Origin of the sequence: Halorhabdus utahensis DSM 12940, assembly GCF_000023945.1 — an archaeon.
Lineage (GTDB): Archaea > Halobacteriota > Halobacteria > Halobacteriales > Haloarculaceae > Halorhabdus > Halorhabdus utahensis.
In genome coordinates this window covers 2903571-2921405 of the sequence record NC_013158.1, presented here as the reverse complement: position 1 = coordinate 2921405, position 17835 = coordinate 2903571, and the positions used below count along the sequence as shown (strand labels likewise).

At 63.0% G+C, this 17835-nt stretch carries 15 protein-coding genes and 2 tRNA genes; 13 read left to right on the top strand and 4 right to left on the bottom strand.

Annotated features, from left to right (window positions below; all coding sequences use genetic code 11):
- Positions 1-25: 25 nt before the first annotated feature.
- The 4 genes from lrpA1 to HUTA_RS13925 all read left to right on the top strand — a co-directional run bounded on the left by lrpA1 (position 26) and on the right by HUTA_RS13925 (position 5219).
- Positions 26-454, top strand: coding sequence for an HTH-type transcriptional regulator LrpA1 (gene lrpA1, locus HUTA_RS13940; RefSeq protein WP_015790569.1), 429 nt, complete (start codon positions 26-28; stop codon positions 452-454).
- 123 nt (positions 455-577) lie between these two features.
- Positions 578-2593 carry an acetate--CoA ligase gene (acs, locus tag HUTA_RS13935; RefSeq protein WP_015790568.1) on the top strand — a complete coding sequence of 672 codons (2016 nt, stop codon included), beginning with the start codon at positions 578-580 and terminating at the stop codon, positions 2591-2593.
- A 132-nt stretch (positions 2594-2725) separates the two neighbouring features.
- Positions 2726-4369, top strand: a complete 1644-nt coding sequence (locus HUTA_RS13930; protein ID WP_015790567.1) for a DHH family phosphoesterase — start codon at positions 2726-2728, stop codon at positions 4367-4369.
- 49 nt (positions 4370-4418) lie between these two features.
- Entirely contained in the window at positions 4419-5219 is an 801-nt protein-coding gene (locus HUTA_RS13925; RefSeq protein WP_049941365.1) for a CBS domain-containing protein, read from the top strand.
- 12 nt (positions 5220-5231) lie between these two features.
- On the opposite strand, the gene HUTA_RS13920 is transcribed toward HUTA_RS13925, so the two are convergent.
- Positions 5232-6938, bottom strand: a complete 1707-nt coding sequence (locus HUTA_RS13920; protein ID WP_015790565.1) for a glycoside hydrolase family 2 protein — start codon at positions 6936-6938, stop codon at positions 5232-5234.
- Between the two features lie 311 nt (positions 6939-7249).
- Between HUTA_RS13920 and HUTA_RS13915 the strand changes: the two genes are divergently transcribed.
- The gene (locus tag HUTA_RS13915) at positions 7250-7510 is read left to right on the top strand and encodes a hypothetical protein (protein ID WP_015790564.1); all 261 of its coding nucleotides are present in this window, start codon (positions 7250-7252) and stop codon (positions 7508-7510) included.
- Between the two features lie 7 nt (positions 7511-7517).
- Here HUTA_RS13915 and HUTA_RS13910 read toward each other — a convergent pair whose 3' ends face one another.
- Positions 7518-8000 carry a DUF309 domain-containing protein gene (locus tag HUTA_RS13910; RefSeq protein ID WP_015790563.1) on the bottom strand — a complete coding sequence of 161 codons (483 nt, stop codon included), beginning with the start codon at positions 7998-8000 and terminating at the stop codon, positions 7518-7520.
- 122 nt (positions 8001-8122) lie between these two features.
- Here HUTA_RS13910 and HUTA_RS13905 point away from each other — a divergent pair.
- The 3 genes from HUTA_RS13905 to HUTA_RS13895 all read left to right on the top strand — a co-directional run bounded on the left by HUTA_RS13905 (position 8123) and on the right by HUTA_RS13895 (position 9366).
- Positions 8123-8206, top strand: a tRNA-Leu gene (locus tag HUTA_RS13905).
- Positions 8207-8813: 607 nt separating this feature from the next.
- A complete protein-coding gene (locus tag HUTA_RS13900; RefSeq protein ID WP_015790562.1) occupies positions 8814-9089 on the top strand; it encodes a ribbon-helix-helix domain-containing protein in 276 nt (91 codons plus the stop codon).
- Positions 9079-9366, top strand: coding sequence for a type II toxin-antitoxin system RelE family toxin (locus HUTA_RS13895; protein ID WP_015790561.1), 288 nt, complete (start codon positions 9079-9081; stop codon positions 9364-9366). Before HUTA_RS13900 ends, HUTA_RS13895 begins: the two co-directional genes overlap by 11 nt.
- Before the next feature lie 225 nt (positions 9367-9591).
- Here HUTA_RS13895 and HUTA_RS13890 read toward each other — a convergent pair whose 3' ends face one another.
- Positions 9592-10692 (bottom strand): mechanosensitive ion channel family protein, encoded by a 1101-nt coding sequence (locus HUTA_RS13890; RefSeq protein ID WP_015790560.1) that lies wholly within the window; start codon positions 10690-10692, stop codon positions 9592-9594.
- Positions 10693-11081: 389 nt separating this feature from the next.
- On the opposite strand from HUTA_RS13890, the gene HUTA_RS13885 reads away from it, so the two are divergent.
- The 5 genes from HUTA_RS13885 (at position 11082) to HUTA_RS13865 (ending at position 16972) form a co-directional block, all read left to right on the top strand.
- Positions 11082-13355: a beta-glucosidase family protein gene (locus HUTA_RS13885; RefSeq protein ID WP_015790559.1), complete on the top strand. Its 2274-nt coding sequence runs from the start codon at positions 11082-11084 to the stop codon at positions 13353-13355.
- A 95-nt stretch (positions 13356-13450) separates the two neighbouring features.
- Positions 13451-13840, top strand: a complete 390-nt coding sequence (sdhC, locus tag HUTA_RS13880) for a succinate dehydrogenase, cytochrome b556 subunit (protein WP_015790558.1) — start codon at positions 13451-13453, stop codon at positions 13838-13840.
- A gap of 3 nt (positions 13841-13843) precedes the next feature.
- The gene (locus HUTA_RS13875; protein WP_015790557.1) at positions 13844-14212 is read left to right on the top strand and encodes a succinate dehydrogenase hydrophobic membrane anchor subunit; all 369 of its coding nucleotides are present in this window, start codon (positions 13844-13846) and stop codon (positions 14210-14212) included.
- Entirely contained in the window at positions 14209-15138 is a 930-nt protein-coding gene (locus HUTA_RS13870; RefSeq protein ID WP_015790556.1) for a succinate dehydrogenase/fumarate reductase iron-sulfur subunit, read from the top strand. The genes HUTA_RS13875 and HUTA_RS13870 overlap by 4 nt, the downstream gene beginning before the upstream one ends.
- A 4-nt stretch (positions 15139-15142) precedes the next feature.
- Positions 15143-16972 (top strand): FAD-binding protein, encoded by a 1830-nt coding sequence (locus HUTA_RS13865; protein ID WP_015790555.1) that lies wholly within the window; start codon positions 15143-15145, stop codon positions 16970-16972.
- A 720-nt stretch (positions 16973-17692) separates the two neighbouring features.
- Here HUTA_RS13865 and HUTA_RS13860 read toward each other — a convergent pair.
- Positions 17693-17777: transfer RNA gene (locus HUTA_RS13860), tRNA-Leu, on the bottom strand.
- Between the last annotated feature and the right edge of the window lie 58 nt (positions 17778-17835).

Genomic DNA, 17835 nt, shown 5'->3' with positions numbered 1-17835 from the left:
TTCGACGTAACGGAAAGGAACATGCATGAGCGCCGAAGCGACGGAAGAGCGCATTCTCGACGTTCTCGAGGAGGACGCGCAGGCCTCCTACGCCGAGATTGCTGACCAGGTGGGTGTATCGAAGCCGACTGTCCGAAAGTATATCGAGCAACTCGAAGCGGAAGGCGTCATCGTGGGTTACTCGGCCGACGTCGACCCAAAGAAACTCCCCGGCGAAACCATCGCCATCGTCGGCGTCGACGTCGAAAGCGAAGCGTACGTCGATGTCTCGCGGGCACTGAAAGACGTTGCAGCCATCGAAGCGTTGTACACTTCCAGTGGCGATCACACGCTGATGGCCGAGATGCGCGCCCCGGACGGGGACGCGCTCGGAGACGTCATCAACGAGGAGATCGGCTCGCTCGATGGCGTTGCTGCCGTCCACCCGTCGTTTCTGCAGGAGCGACTGAAGTAGAGTGTTCGAGTGAGAATACACAAGCCAGCCGCTCTGTCTCGATATCCGCCCAATAGAGGGTAATGTCGCCTCTTCACGCACGTTCACGTTGGACAGCGTACACGTCCCGGTCGTGCGTACAACATGAACGAAAATGAAGATCTTGAATTGGAAGCCCGGTTGCCCGATCAGGACTACTATCGACCGCCGGCGAAGTTCGTCGGGGGGGCGAACGTCACCGACCCCGACGTGTATGACCGGTTCGACGAGTTTCCCGACGGGTTCAGTGAGTACGCCGAGTTGCTCACCTGGGAGGAACGCTGGGACGAGACGTTCGACGGGAGTGACCCGCCGTTCTTCGAGTGGTTCGTCGGCGGCTCGCTGAACGCCTCGGTCAACTGCGTGGACCGACACCTCGCGGAGCGAAAGAACCAGGCGGCACTCATCTGGGAAGGCGAAGGCGGGGAACAGCGCACGATCACGTATCAGGATCTCCACCGGCAAGTGAACGAAATGGCGGCGGTCCTGCGTGAGGTAGGCGTCGAGGAGGACGACGTGGTCACGCTGCACCTCCCGATGGTCCCGGCGTTGCCCATCACGATGCTCGCGTGTGCCCGGATCGGTGCCGTCCACTCGGTCGTCTTCGCGGGTTTCTCGGCGAACGCGCTGGCGGACCGCCTCGTCGACGCAGATAGTGACGTTGTCGTCTCGATCGACGGGTATTATCGTCGTGGCGAGTGGCTCGATCACAAGGCGAAGGCCGACGAGGCGGTCGAGGCCGAGGAAACCAGCGTCGAAACGGCACTGCTGTGGTCGCGTCACGACGAACTTCACGAGGACGTCGAACTCACCGGCGAGGACCCGTACGTCCTCGTCGACGATGTGCTCGCCGGCAAGCAGGGTGCCCACGTCGAACCCGTCGCCCGCGACGCCGAGGACCCCCTCTTTTTGATGTATACCTCGGGCACGACGGGCAAGCCGAAGGGCTGTCAACATCGAACTGGGGGCTACCTGGCGTACGCCGCGGGCACCTCAAAGTACGTCCTCGACATCAAGACGACGGACACCTACTGGTGTGCGGCGGACATCGGCTGGATCACCGGCCACTCCTACATCGTCTACGGCCCGCTCGCCCTGGGCACGACGAGCGTCATGTACGAGGGGACGCCGGACTATCCAGACCGCTCGCGGCTCTGGGAGATCGCCGAGCGCTACGACGTCGACATCTTCCACACTTCGCCGACAGCGATCCGGCAGTTCATGAAGTGGGGCGAGGAGCACCTCGCGGGCCATGACTTCGACTTCCGGCACCTGACGACCGTCGGCGAACCGATCCAGCCCGAAGCCTGGCAGTGGTACTACGACCATGTCGGCGACGAGGATGCGGTCATCGTCGACACCTGGTGGCAGACCGAGACCGGCGGCCACCTCATCACCAACCTCCCAGCCCTCGAGGACATGAAACCGGGCAGTGCAGGCCGACCGTGTCCCGGGATCGAACCGGCACTCTACGAGGACGACGGCACGGAGATCGAAGCGGCGAGTGGTCGGGCCGGCAACCTCGTGATCGAGCGCCCCTGGCCGGGGATGCTCCAGACGGTCTACGGCGACGACGACCGGTTCATCGACGAGTACTGGCGGCGCTTCTCGGATACCGACAGCGACGACTGGCGCGACTGGGTGTACAAGACCGGCGACGGGGCCGTCCACGGCCAGGACGGCTACTATCGCGTCCTCGGCCGGCTCGACGACGTCATGAACGTCGCCGGCCATCGCCTCGGGACGATGGAACTGGAAAGCGCCGTCGCCGAGGTCGAGGCGATCGCCGAGGCTGCCGTCGTCGCCCGCGAGGATCGAGAGCGAGGACACGTCCCGGACGTCTACGTCGTGCTCAGAGACGGCGTCGAGGCCAGCGACGACGTCCGGAAGCAGGTCATCGCGTCCGTCGAGGACGAGATCGGCGCGTTCGCCCGCCCCGATCGCGTCCTGTTTGTCTCGGATCTCCCGAAGACCCGCTCGGGGAAGATCATGCGTCGCGTCCTCGAAAACATCTCGAACAAGGAGGACCTCGGCGATACGACGACGCTCCGTGACCCGTCCGTCCCGGATCAGATCCGCGAGCAAATCCAGACCAACGGTGGCGAGTCCCCACGCTCGTAGCCACAGCGGGACTCCATCGCCGGAATGGCCACAGCGGGCCATCATCCCCAGCACGCCGAAAAGCCACGAACCCGGAGACCAGCTGAACCGATGAGACAGGGGTTTTAGGTCCCCTGGCCCGATGGTCGGGACATGCGCACCCGGTTGGTGGTGGGATCGGGGTCGATCGCACGCGCTGTCATCGGCTCGCTGTGTGAACGACCCGGCCGTCTGTTGGCCACTGGATCCGACGAGCGAGAGGATTCGCTCCGTGAGAACGGCGCTGTCGAGGTGCTTGCGGTCGATCCGACGGTTCACTCACAACTCGCTGAGGTCGAGGCGGACGTCGAGACAGTCGTCGTTGCGAGCGACAATCCCGCCGAAAATCTGGTTGTGGCACGGGCGGCCCGCCGGGCGTTTCCGTCGGCCTTTCTGTTGGTATACGCGGGCGCTACCGTGCAGGATGACCGGATCGGACAGCGTGCGGAGAGACTCGCCGAGCTTCGGTCTGTCGCCGACCGGGTCGTCGACCCCGGCACGGTCTTGGACTCCTATCTCGAGGATCGAATCGAGACGGGCGGGATTTCGATCCACGAATTCAGACGGGTCCTCGAAGACGTCGATGGAACGCTTGCGGTCGTCATGCACGACAATCCCGATCCGGACGCCATCGCGAGCGCCATCGCGCTGGTGCAGATTGCCGAGCGGCTGGGGTGTTCGGCCGAAGCCTGTTATTATGGGTCGATCAACCACCAGCAAAACCGTGCGTTCGTCAACCTGCTCGATCTCGATCTGACGTCCCTAGAGCCCGACGCCGACCTCGATGTGTACGGCGGGTTCGCGCTTGTCGATCACGCCCGGCCCGGGGTGAACGACGGGCTTCCCGGAGACACAGCCGTCGACATCGTGATCGATCACCATCCCCCACGGGGGCCAGTCACCGCCGCGTTCACCGACCTCCGGAGTGACGTCGGCGCGACGAGTACGCTGCTGGTGGACTATCTCAGACGGTTCGACGTCGACATCGAGGAGACGGTCGCGACGGCACTGCTGTTCGGAATCCGCGTTGACACGAACGAGTTCAGCCGCGAGGTTTCGGTCGCGGATTTCGAGGCCGGTGCGTTCCTGCTCCGAGAGGCGGACCTGGGGATGCTTGAACGGATCGAGGACCCGAGCATGAGTTCGGACACCTTCGAGACGATCGCCGACGCGATCCACAACCGGGACCGCCACGGAACCGTGCTTTTGAGCGGCGTTGGCGAGTTACGGGACCGGGACACACTCGCACAGGCCGCAGATCGATTGCTCGCCATGGACGGCGTGACGACCACGCTGGTGTACGGCATCAACGCCGGCACGATCTATATTTCGGCCCGGTCGCGTGGGACGGATCTCGACCTCGGCGAAACGCTGCGAGCCGCGTTCGGGCAGATCGGCAGTGCTGGCGGCCACGCCGACATGGCCGGCGCACAGCTCGATCTCGGAGTCATGGAGACGATCAGCGACGACGATGATCTCGAAGCGATCGTCGAGGAGATTGTCACGGACCGATTCCTGGACGCGATGGAGGTCTATCCGTCCCAGCTACCGTCTGAATCATACGGAGAGGGCACAGAACTGCCAGATGACGCCGCACCAGTGTCTCCCCAACTCGGCAGCGGCCGTCGGAACGGCGTGGCTGAGAACCGGCCCGAGGACACGGTCGATCGGTATCGGGTGGACGACACCGACGGGGAAACAGAAACCCGCTCCACTGATGGTTCGGACACCGTCGGCGACGACAACGACGGGACGTGACGCGGTTGCCAACGAGGGATTTTTACCTGCGGACCTCTCACCGATAGTGATGGCCAGTTCCGAGGAGTCTTTGACTGTCGAGGACTACATGACCCACGAGGTCTCGACGGTCGCGCCGGACGACACGGTCGCGGACGTCGCGAGTCGGATCGCGGACAGCGGTGGCCACACCGGGTTTCCGGTCTGCCACGACCGAGACGTACAGGGGTTCGTGAGCGCGAGCGACCTCCTGCTCGTCGACGATGACCTGCCGGTCACCGAGGTGATGTCGACGGATCTGATGGTGGCCCATCCCGACATGGATCTCGACGACGTGGCACGGGTCATCCTCCGGTCGGGGATCCAGCGGCTCCCCGTCCTCGACGACGACGGCCAACTTATCGGGATCATCTCGAACGCCGACGTCATCCGGAGTCAGATCGAACGGGCGACGCCCGACAAGGTCGAACAGCTCCTGGACACCATCGAGGACGTCCACGACGTCGAAGCGCGCCAGGAGCGCCGCGTCGTCGATCTCGGCGACCTCACGCCGACCCAGACGAAGGTCTACGGCGACGAACTCGAGGGCCGGATGTACGAACTCGAACGCGGCCTGGCCGAACCCCTGGTCGTGATCGACAACGCCGGGGACCTCCTGCTGGCGGACGGCCACCACCGGACCACGGCGGCCGCCGAACTCGGCATCGAAGAGATGGACGCCTACGTCATCGTCGTCGAGGAACCCGTCGACTTGGAGATGGCCAAGACCGCGACCGAGGAAGATCTGCAGTCGATCGACGACATCACGATCGTCGACTATGCGCGCCACCCGCTCGTCGAATCGACCCAACGCGAGACGGGCAGCGAGTGACACACTCACCGCCTACGGGTCGCAGTAGTGATCGCGCAGCACCGAGAACGCACGCTTCTTTCGACCGTGTTCGTCGAGGAGCCCTTTGCGATTGTAGCCCCGCTGGTGTGGATTCATCCGGCGGGGGCTCTTGAAGTCAAAGAGGATCCACGGAGTTGTCCCGACGATCTGCTCGACGCTCTCGATCGCTTCGAGCGATTCGCGATAGTAGGCAGCCTGGAACTCCTCCGTCCAGCGGTCGTCCTCGTCGCCGTGATTGCCCCACTTCGCTCCCGCGCCCGTTTCCGAGACGATGACCGGCGGGCCCGTCGGATCGTCGACGAACGAACGAACGTCGCCCGCGTCGCCGACGTACCAGCCGTAGTACTCGTTGATTCCAACGACATCGAGATGCTCGACCAGCGGATCGAGCAACGCCAGCCCGTCGTCAGTCTCGTCGAACCAGCAGGCGGCAGTCACGAGCCGCGTATCGTCGAGTTCCCGGGCGAACGAGGCCATTTCGGGGAGGACGCGATTTCGCACTTCGCCCTCGGGATCGGTCTCGTTTGCGATCGACCACAGGGCGACCGACGGCCGGTTCCAGTCACGCTGGATCAACTCGCGGAGTTGCTGGCGATACAGCGCCTGGACGTCTTTGTCGCCGAAATCGATGTCCCAGTAGGCCGGGACCTCCTCCCACAGCAGGATCCCCTCCTCGTCGGCCCGGCGAGCCATCGCCGCCGTGTGTGGATAATGGGCGAGCCGAACGAAGTTACAGCCGAGTTCAGCCACCCACTCGAATCGCTGATCGATATCGCCGGGAGTCAGCGCCCGCCCGCGTCCGGCGGCCTCTTCGTGCATCGAGATCCCACGGATCTCGATCGACTCACCGTTGACCAAAATGTCGCTGCCCTCGACGTCGACCGCACGAAAGCCGGTCCGTACTTCGACGGCGTCACTCTCCGATTCGACGCAGACATCGTAAAGCCGCGGGCCGTCGGGGTGCCACAGCTCGACGTCGTCCCGGTCGAGCGTGATCTCGCCGGTGAGTCGGGTAACCGCTCCATCGGAATCGTCTGGTTCGAGCGGGGCCTCTGCACCCAGGCCCGGTATCGTCGCGTGGACATCGCCCGGTTCCGGCCCGTCGATCCAGGCGGTGATCGACGCCGTCACAGTCTCGTCGACGCTGGTCTCGACGTTCACGTTCCGAACGAACGTCTCCGGGGTGGCGAGAAGATCCACGGACCGAGAGATACCGCCGAAGTTGAACCAGTCGGTCTGCATGCCTGGGATTCCGTCCTCGCGTCGTTCGTTATCGACACCGACGACCAGAAGGTTGTCTTCGCGAGATACCGCGTCGGTGATTTCCACCGAAAAGGGGGTGTATCCTCCCTCGTGGGTCAGGAGGTGCTCGCCGTTCAACCAGACGTCGGCCTCGTAGTTGACCGCGCCAAAGCGCAGGAAGAGCCGGTTGCCGTTGTCCTCCCGGTCGAAGCGTCTGGTGTGCCAGACCATCCCCTCGTAGTACTCGAACTCCGGGAGCTGCTCGCCGACGCAGCCCGGCACCTCGACCGGGAACCCGTCATCGACGTCGTAATCGGCGGGTGCGTGCGGGTCTTCGAGGAGGGGAACGTCCCGGTCGTCGAACCACCCGTCCTGGAACGATCGGTAGGGGTCCGGGATCGCCTGCCAGGTCCCGTCGAGTGTGGTCGTTTCGCGGCTCTCGGTGTGGAGATACATACTCCAGGATGATCTCGGAGACATGACTTGATGGTTTCGCCGGGGGCTGACTGTCGAGGACGGTTCCCCAAAGCGAACGCTGAAGCGCCTCATGCCGCACGATTTGCGGTATCGCTCGAAGGGGACCAGTTGATCAACCCCCTTACTGACATCGACTGATCGATATCGGCGCGAAGCAAGTGAGTTATCATCATATGGAAATCACAAATCAGTGGAAACATACGACTCGATATAGAAGCACCAGCGTAGGAATGAATCGTGGGTTTGGAATATCGCGTAACTCGCTCATCTGGTCTCTCATTTTCGTCGTCATGGCGGGTCCGCTCGTCGCGATCACGCTCATCATGATACCGCAGGTCGAAGGGGTGGCCGACTTGCCGTTAGTCATCTTCTTCGGGTCGTTGGCAATCATCGCTGTCGTTGGCGTATGGCGAAAGCTAACCGACAGGGACGACGAGCATCCCCGGACCGCGGCGGATGTCGCGTACAATCCGCTCTCGCCAGGAGAGATAGCCAAAGACAACTGGCGAAAGGCAATTCGGCGCATACCCGGCGACGAGGACGACGACTGATCGCTCCTCACTCAAGGCTTTCGGCGTACTGATAATCGGCGTCCCGGGCCTCAGGGGCTTCGCCGTCAAGGGTAATGACCCACCCATCCAGCACAGTCGGATCGGCGATGGCGTTCGTGACGGTGGTCCGCACGTCGAGAATGGCAACGCCGTAGTAGTCGCGCGGAACGTCCTGCAGATACTGCAAGGCAGTCTCGAAAAGACTCCGCATGCCATCGTCATTCTCAAAGTCGTCGTGTTTGTACGCGCCCGCCGCGACCTGGACCATCCCGTGGAGGAACGCACTCTCGGTGGTCCCACGCCCATAATTATACCACTCGTCCTCGAAGCAGTCATGCGATTCGTGGAACGCGCCGTCGTTGTACAGCGCGACGCCGTGGACGACCGCACGCCGGAGGGTCGCGTGCTCCCACTGCTCGGCGTCGGGGTCCCACCCCGTCGGCGACCCCGCCGGCGGGCCGACGCTGTCGTCGCGCGTGTGCTCGTCCATCACCCGGTCAAACGTCGCACGAACAAGTAATTCCGTCGGCTGTGACAACTCCCAACGACCGCCGCCGTCCCCGATCGAAACCGGGCCATTTAACCCCCAGAACGGACTGGATTCGGATGCGTGCGAGGGTAGCCAAGCCTGGAAACGGCGGCGGACTCAAGATCCGCTCCCGTAGGGGTCCATGCGTTCAAATCGCATCCCTCGCACTGCTGGGCCCACGCGGCCCCTCGCAACAGTGCAGGAAGATCGGCGAGGTCGCGAAGCGACCTCGAAGCGAACGGCGCGTCGCGCCGTGAGCTGGAGCGGTCTTCCCTCGCAAAACTCTCGATGGAACAAACCGAGTAGTTGAATCTATCCACGAGAGCGGACTCAAGATCCGCTCCCGTAGGGCCCTCGTGAGCCGCGAGGGCGAACGGAGTAAGCCCTCGGCTTGAGCGAGCGGCAAAGCCGCGAGCGAGGCGAACGAGGGCTCGGAAGTCGAACGGTGCGAGGCGCGACCAGAGGGAGCGCCTCAATGCGAGCGGTGTAACCGCGAGCAGAGTGAGTCTTCCGGTGGTCCATGCGTTCAAATCGCATCCCTCGCACTGCTGGGCCCACGCGGCCCCTCGCAAACAGTGCAGGAAGATCGGCGAGGTCGCGAAGCGACCTCGAAGCGAACGGCGCGTCGCGCCGTGAGCTGGAGCGGTCTTCCCTCGCAAAATCTACTTATAGGGAAGTGAACGGATAGTCAAGCCTGGAAACGGCGACGGACTTGCGATCTCCCCGCAGGGCACCCAAAACAGCTTTCTGTACGCGTGACCGACACACGCACGTATGTCAGAAGCCGACGCCAACGATCCCGACCCCGAGATCGACCGGATCAACCTCCGGATCTCGCGGTCGTTCCTCGAGGTCGTCGACGAGTCCTGGCGCGAACGAGGGTTCAACAGTCGGAGCGAGTTCATTCGCTATGCACTCCGCGACGCGGTCAACCACCCCGAAGGGGCGGGGTTCTGGAAAGACCTGGCGATCAGCGAGGCAGACCTTACCGATGGTGAGGCGATCTCCAGCGAGGAAATGCGGGCGACCTACGGCCACGATGACGAGTGACGACGACGCGTGGGACTGGGCGTTCTCCTCACGTGCGGAGGATCAGTTCGCCCAGCTCGACGACGACACCCAGCAGCGAATCATGGACAAACTCGACGAAGTGGTCTCTTCGGAGTGGCGCGAACCCGGTGACTATCTGGAACCGCTGACGAACTCTCCATTCAAGAAACTCCGCGTCGGTGACTATCGCTTGGGTTGCCGGCTCTTGGACGAGAAGCGCCTGCTCCGCGTCGAGAGCGTTCGCGCCCGAGACGGGGCATACACAGCCGACGACTGAAAACTCGGCAGATCTATCGTGGAGCCTGGAAACGGCGACGGACGCAAGCTCCGCTCCCGTAGGGTCCTCGTGAGAGGCGAGACGCGACCGTCGGGAGCGTCTCGGAAATGCGAACGGCGATAGCGCGGAACGAAGTTCCGCGGACCATTCGAGCGGGCGCTCAGCGCCCGCGAGAGGAAGCCGTGAGCGGAGCGAACGAGAGAGCTCGGAAGTCGTGTTCGCCGATCAGTCGCCGTCCGTGGCCGCCTCTTCCACTGGCTCACCCCCGGCATCCATCGACCGATCACTGACTTGGACATCGCGCTTCGGGTAGGGGATCTCGATGTCGGCGTCTCGAAGGGCGGCATCGATCCCACGGAGGAGGTAGTGTCTCGCACGGCCAGTCCGCTTTGGGCCTCGGACCCAGCAGAGCAACTCGTACTCCAGCGCGGATTCGCCGAAATCCCGGAACCGCATCCGTGGCTCGGGCTTGCCGATCACGTGATCGCTTCCCGTGGCGACGTCGAGGACAGCCGACTCGAACGCGTCGAGATCCGTGCCGTAGGCCACGCCGATGGGGATCTTGATGCGCCGACGGCTCTGGGGGGCGGACTCGTTGACGACCTTCCCGGCGTTCAACATCGAGTTCGGGACCGTCACCATCACGTTGTCCCGGGAAAGCAACGTCGTCGAGCGGATGCCGATCTTGACGACGGACCCGCTGTCACCGCTTTCGAGGACCACGAAGTCACCGAGCTTGTACGTATCATCGAAGAAGAGCGCGATGCCGCCGAAGAAGTTCGCGACGGTGTCCTTGGCCGCGAACCCGATGGCGATGCCCGCGATACCGGCGGCACCGAGGAGCGGGGAGATCTCGATACCCCAGATGGTCAACAGCAGACCAATAGCTGTGACTGCCATGGCCAGGGTCCAGACGTTCGAGAACACTGGAGCAGCGTCGAAGTGCCGGTCCGTCGACTGGAGGACGTCGAGCCCTCGCTCGACGACCCGGTGAAACGACCAGGTCCAGGCGACGACGATGATCGAGAGCGTCGGCCGGGCGAACACCGCGTCGAGGATCGCCTGGTCGAGCAACGTCTCCGTCGCGACGGGCGTCTGGCTGAACCCCCAGATCCCGGCGAGGCCGATAGTGATCACGACGGGCCAACGGAGCGATTTGAGCACGACGTCGTCGAGTTCCGTCTCGGTCCGCCGGACCAACACGCGTATTCCGCGTATGAGCCCGACCTCGAAGAGGAACGCGACAGCGAAGGAGCCGCCAACGATGAGGACCGTCGCCTCGAGTAGCGACAGCCCTTCGATGAGTTCGTTGAGCCAGGAATACATACGGCAAGGAGGCAATCAGTCCCCTTAACAGGTCCGTTTCTCCGAATCACGTCGTTCGAAAATCAACAGTCGCGACTCGACCCCCCAATAGAGAATTGGAAGAGTATGTCGACGTACGGGTCAAAAACAGCTATCCACGGGTGTTGTGTCTCTCTCAGATGCTGTTTGTGCGGTAGCACTTCGTCCTGCCCGGACGTCTTCGCCCCCAACACATCTCGAATTAGGGGAGCATAGTCATGTGTAGCGCCGGCAGGCCGCCGCTATCTTTCCCGCTATAATCTCCGAAGAGAAAGTACAACAGCTACTAGTAGGGTGCTGTGGTATGTACAGCTATCGTCAGTGGCCCGGAACGGATCGCGGTCAGTCCGGACCACGACAGGACAATCGCCATGGCAACCCAAGACCCAGACACGACGACTGATCGGATCGAATCACTGATCGACCGGCTCACGCTCGAAGAGAAAATAGACTTCGTCCACGGTGAGGACGATCCGGACGAACGGGCGACAGGGTTCCTCCCGGGCGTCGAGCGGCTCGATATCCCATCGCTCTCGATGGTCGACGGGCCGCTGGGCGTCCGACCGGGGACGGCGACCGCGTTCCCGGCGTCGATCGCCCTGGCCGCCTCGTGGGACGTCGATCTCGCCCGTGAACAGGGCGCGGCACTCGGTCGGGAGGTGCTGGGTGCCGACCAGGACGTTCTGCTCGCACCGGGGTTCAACATCATCCGAGTGCCCCAGTGCGGTCGCAGCTTCGAGTACTACAGCGAGGACCCGTACCTGTCGAGTCGACTCGCCGTCGGGACCATCGACGGCGTCCAAAAGGACGCCGGCGCGATCGCCACCGCCAAGCACTTCGTCGCCAACAACCAGGAGCAGGACCGTCACGAGGTAAGCGCCGAAGTGAGCGAGCGCGCACTGCGAGAGATCTACCTGCCGGCCTTCGAGGCGGCGGTCACGGAGGGCGAGGTCGGCTCGGTGATGGCCGCCTACAACCGGATCAACGGGACATACGCGACCGAACACGAGTGGCTGTTGAGCGACGTCCTCAAAGACGAGTGGGGCTTTTCGGGCTACGTCGTCAGCGACTGGTGGGCGACGACCGATGGCGTGGCAGCCGCCAACGCCGGCCTCGATGTCGACATGCCGGGGATTCCGGTACCGCAATGGCACGTCACGGAGAATCGAATCCACGACGTGATCGAGGGGCTCCCTGACGCCCTCCCGAAGCGATCGATTGCCAAACTCGTCTCGACGCCGTGGTTGCCGGAGAACGTGAATCCGAACCTCTTCGATCGAAGTCCCTTCGAAGTGCAGCTGCGGGACGCCGTCGAACACGGACAGGTGGCCGAGTCGACGCTAGACGAGAAGATCAGACGGGTCCTCGGACAGATGAACCGTTTCGGGTTGTTCGACGATGAGCAACCCGAGGGGGCCGTCGACGCAGCCGAGCATCGCGACCGGTCACGGCGCGTCGCCGAGCGCGGGGCAGTCGTCCTCCAGAACGACGACGAGGTGCTCCCACTGTCGCCCGAGATCGACTCGATCGCCGTGATCGGCCCGAACGCCGACACGGCCAAGATCGGCGGCGGCGGGAGTTCCGCGGTCACGCCGTCTTCGACGGTCAGTCCACTGGCAGGGGTCCGTGAGCGCGTCGACGGCGACACCCGGGTTGCGTTCGCCCGTGGGACCGAACGGATCGAGGATCATCACGACGCTTCGGAGTCGATCGTCGATCTCTCGCTGTCGGCTTCGGAAACGCCAGCGGTCGACACCGTGCTGGGCAACGACACACCGGAACGTGACGATGCCGTCATTGCTGCCCGGCAGGCGGATGTCGCCGTGGTGGTAGTCCAGGACGACGCGACCGAGGGCGAGGATCGATCGCTCTGGCTGCCGGGCGAGCAGGATCGACTCGTCGCTGCCGTCGCCGACGCCGCCGACCGGACCGTCGTCGTCTGTAACACCGCCGGCCCGATCCGGATGCCCTGGGCCGAAGATGTCGACGGGATTGTCGAGATGTGGTATCCCGGCCAGGAGGACGGACACGCCACGGCGGCGATTCTCTTCGGCGACAGCGATCCCGGCGGCCGGTTGCCGGTCACCTTCGGTCGGCGACTCGACGACTACCCGGCGGCGACCGAGGAACGGTATCCGGGGGTCGGGCTAGAAGCCGAGTATGACGAAGGCGTCTTCGTCGGCTATCGTCACTTCGACGACGAGGGGATCGAACCTCAGTTCGCGTTCGGGCACGGGCTGAGCTACACCGACTTCACGTATTCCGACGTGACAGTCGAGGCTGACGGCGAAGAAGGCGCAACCATCGAGGGCGGCGACGAACCGGGCGTGAGTGTCGAGGTGACAGTCGAGAACGTCGGTGACCGTCCGGGTCGGGATGTCGTACAGGTGTATCTCGGCCCGGCCGAGGCCGCAGTCGAACGACCGCCGAAAGCGCTTGCCGGCTTCGAACCCATCACACTCGACGCGGGCGAGACGACAACAGTCACGCTTTCCATCGACGCGAGAGCGTTCGCGTACTACGACGTCGAGGCGGGCGAGTGGGTCGCAACTGAAGGGGAATACACTGTTCTTGTCGGTCGCTCCGCCCAGGATATTGTCGACGAAGAGACAATAGCCATCGAGGAATCGACGATCGTCGAGTAGGACGCGAGGCACCGATACCGGCAATCGATCGCGGAAACCGGCGAATCGTTACCCGGGGACAACAACTATGATAGTCCGGACCGTCGTATGGCAGTATGGCGCAAACGTACGACCGTGGGGCCGTCGAGGACTTCGGTCGGTGGCGGGAGTTCTCGGCCGGGATGTGGGCCTGGCTGCTCCACAAGTTCACCGGCTGGGTGCTCGTCGGCTACCTGTTCACGCACATCGCCGTGTTGAGTACGGCGACGGGCGGCGAGGAGCTGTATAACGCGACATTGCAGGGACTCGAAGCACTGGCGATCGTGCGGTTACTCGAAGTCGGTCTGTTAGCTGTCGCCGTCTTCCACATTCTGAACGGGATCCGGCTGCTGTTCATCGATCTAGGACTCGGTCTGGAACGACAGGATCAGAGCTTCTATGCGTCGCTGGTGATCACTGGGGCCATCGCCGTCGCCAGCGTCCCGACGTTCCTCGGAGGACTGTAATCCATGGCGGAATACTATTCGTCGTTCGAATCCGGCGGCACGCGGTGGTTCCTCCAGCGGATCACAGCAGTCATTCTGATCGGGACGCTTGCCTTTCACTTCTTCCTGTTGCACTTCGTCAACCACGCTGCCGAGATCGAGCTTGCGGGCACACAGGCCCGCATGAGTCAGGTTGGCTACTTTACGACGATGGTCGTCTTCCTGGTGGCAGCGACCTTCCACGGCGTCAACGGGATCTACAACGCCCTGCTCAACCAGGGCATCTCCGGGACGCCCAAACGCGTCGCAAAATACGGGCTCACGCTCGCCGGAGTGCTGTTGATCGGACAGGGCATTCGTGTCGCATTCGCCATGGCAGGGATTACACTATGAGTACTGATTCAAACGCCGAGACGGGCACCGACGCCGAATCGACGGCCGAGACGGATGTCGAATCGGGGACTGACGCCGATGCCGAGCCGGCGGTCCCAGAACCGGACATCTCGTCCCATCAACAACGTCGGATGGACGAAAAGCGCGAAGGGATGGCCGAACGCGATGCACAAGCAGCGGCGGCTGCCGAGACCGACGGGGAGACGACCCACCTCCGGATCTTTCGGTACGATCCCGAGGTCGAGGGGAAGAGCGAGCCCCGGTTCGACGACTTTCAGGTCCCCTACGAGCAGGGGATGACTGTCCTCGACGCGTTGATTTACGCACGCGATCACTTCGATTCGACGCTGACCTTTCGTCACTCCTGTCAACAGGGCGTCTGTGGCTCTGACGCGCTGTTCGTCAACGGCTCGCAGTATCTGGGCTGTAAGACCCAGTTGAACGAGTTCGACGAGCCGGTCCGGATCGAACCGCTGCCCCACCAGGACGTCGTCAAGGACCTGGTGGTCGACATGCAGCACTTCTACGAGCAGATGGACGCCGTCGAGCCGTACTTCGAGCCCGACGAGTTGCCCGAGGACGAACTCGAAGAGCAGCGCCAGACCCGAGAGAACCGCGAGAAGATCAAACTCTCGACGCGATGCATCCAGTGTGGGGCCTGTGCGTCCTCCTGTAACGTCGCTGCGGGCGACAACAAGTATCTCGGCCCGGCGGCACTCAACAAGGCCTACCGGTTCATCATGGACGAGCGGGAAGGCGGCGAGCGGCGGGAAGAGCGCCTCGAAATCGTCGAGGACGAACACGGCGTCTGGCGGTGCCAGACCCAGTTCTCCTGTACGGAGGTGTGTCCGAAGGACATCCCCCTGACCGAACACATCCAGGAACTCAAGCGCGAAGCGATCAAGGAAGACATCAAATTCTGGTGATACTATGTACGAACACGACGTCATCGTCGTCGGTGCGGGCGGCGCAGGGCTCCGAGCGGCCATCGCGGCCAAAGAAGAGGGGGCCGACGTGGCCCTCGTCACGAAACTCCACCCGGTTCGCAGCCATACTGGAGCGGCCGAGGGCGGCATAAATGCCGCGCTCCAGGACGAGGACTCCTGGCAGGATCACGCCTACGATACGATGAAAGGGTCGGACTTCCTCGGGGACGCGCCGGCCATCGAGACGCTCGCGAGCGACGCGCCGGAGGACGTCATCCAGCTCGATCACTGGGGGATGCCGTTCTCCCGCGAGGAGGACGGCACAGTCTCACAGCGACCGTTCGGCGGCCTGTCGTACCCGCGGACGACCTACGCCGGCGCGGAGACCGGCCATCATCTGCTGCATACGATGTACGAGCAGGTGGTCAAACGTGGCATCGAAGTCTACGAGGAGTGGTACGTGACGGACCTCGCCGTGACTGACGACGATGATCCGGAAGACCGGACCTGCCATGGCGTCGCCGCCTACGACATCAAGACCGGCGAAGTCGAAGGCTTCCGGGCGCGCGAGGCGGTCATCCTTGCGACCGGTGGACTCGGCCAGGTGTTCGATCACACGACCAACGCCGTCGCCAACACGGGAGACGGGCAAGCGATGGCCTACCGCGCGGGCGTGCCGCTCGAAGATATGGAATTCGTCCAGTTCCACCCCACGTCGCTGCCCTCGACTGGCGTGCTCATCTCGGAGGCCGTCCGGGGCGAAGGTGGGATCCTCTACAACGACGACGGCGAGCGGTTCATGTTCGAGTACGGCTACGCGAACAACGAAGGCGAACTCGCCTCCCGTGACGTCGTCTCGCGCGCGGAGCTTACCGAGGTCAACGACGGACGGGGGATCGACGACGAGTACATCCACCTCGACATGCGTCACCTCGGCGAGGAGCGCATCATGGATCGCCTGGAGAACATGGTTCACCTGGCCGCAGACTTCGAAGGCGTCGACGCGCTCGAAGAGCCGATTCCGGTCAAGCCCGGCCAGCACTACCAGATGGGCGGCATCGAGACCAACGAGAACGGCGAAACGTGCATCGAGGGGCTGTACGCAGCTGGGGAGTGTGCCTGTGTCTCGGTGCACGGCGCGAATCGACTGGGTGGCAACGCCCTGCCCGAACTGTTCGTCTTCGGGAAACGCGCCGGATATCACGCCGCAGGCCGGGACATGAAGGCCGCGGAGATTCCTGTCGGCCCCTCCGCCCGCACCGAAACCAGCGACGTGTCACCCGCCGTCGATCCCGGGACAGTCGAAGGCGCGAGCGACGACGTGGCCGCCGATGGGGGCGTCACCGCCGACCCGACGGCTGTCGTCGAGCGAGAGGTCGAAACTGAACGCGAACGGATCGAGGGCCTGCTCGAACGCGACGGCACCAACCACGCCGAGGTCCGGGCCGAGGTCCAGGAGACGATGACCGAGCACGTCAACGTCTTTCGGACCGAAGACGGGTTGGAAACCGCCCTCGAAGAACTCCAGAAAGCCCGCCGAGCATACCAGGACGTCGCCGTCGAGGACCCGTCACGGACGTTCAACACGGATCTCATCCACACGTTAGAGACGCGAAACATCATCGACCTCGCGGAGACGATCGCGCTCGGTGCGCTTGCCCGGACGGAATTCCGCGGCGCTCACTGGCGAGCCGAACACCAGACCCGCAAGGACGATGAGTGGCTCAAACACACCATGATCGCGTGGGACGACGGCGACCTCGATCTCTACTTCGTCCCGGTCATCCTCGACGGCGAGAACAAGACCTACGAACCCGTCGATCGAAGTTACTGAGCCGTCCAGTTTCGTTCCTATTGAGTCTTGTTTCGTAAAAACGGCCTGTTGATGTCCCGTCGATCAGGTCCGCCGTTCTCGTTCGATGTAGGATCGACAGGATTGGGAGAACTGCCAGTAGCCAACGAGTGATCTACTGAACGAATAGGGGTGGGGGTGGGGGGTGGGAAAGTTGGGCACCTTGCGGTGCCACAATCAAAGCTCATTGCTGCACAATAATAAACCTTTTCCCAGAATTATCAACTATGATTCTTTAATGGAGCCTGGTATGTTGAGCGAAAAGCTTCTGAGGCCGATACCGAAGTGCACATTCCGTTGCTTCCCGCGATCTCGGTATCGAAAGCGGCTTGGATCTCAGTTGCGTCGATAGCGAGTGGGTTCGGGAAATCTGCTATCAAGACTGATACTCCAATAGTGCGGTTTTGACTGCCCGCACTACGTGGCAAATTTTAGGTATGAGAGAGGGCCTGTCACAGATGAAGGGCTGTATCACAGCTGCGGATCGATCGACAGCAGTTCCTGTGTCCCTCCGAAGTGACTGTGGAGTACTGCCGGTCCGTCAAACGGTGGAACACGGCCGACCGCGACGGGCCTGACGCTGTCTTGCAGCGAACTCAGTCGAAACCTACGCCGATCAGGGTCAGAACCCGCCGGCGAATCTTCATCCCCACCAATCCTCATCAGCACAGCAATCGCTCGCGGTTTTGCTCGCGATAGAAGTGCGTGGGACCGGATTTGAACCGGCGGACCCCTACGGGACAGCGCCCTCAACGCTGCGCCGTTGGCCTGGCTTGGCTACCCACGCGCTCTTGCGATTAACTCCATCCCAACGTGGTGGACGGGGATTAAAATGACTGTCGATT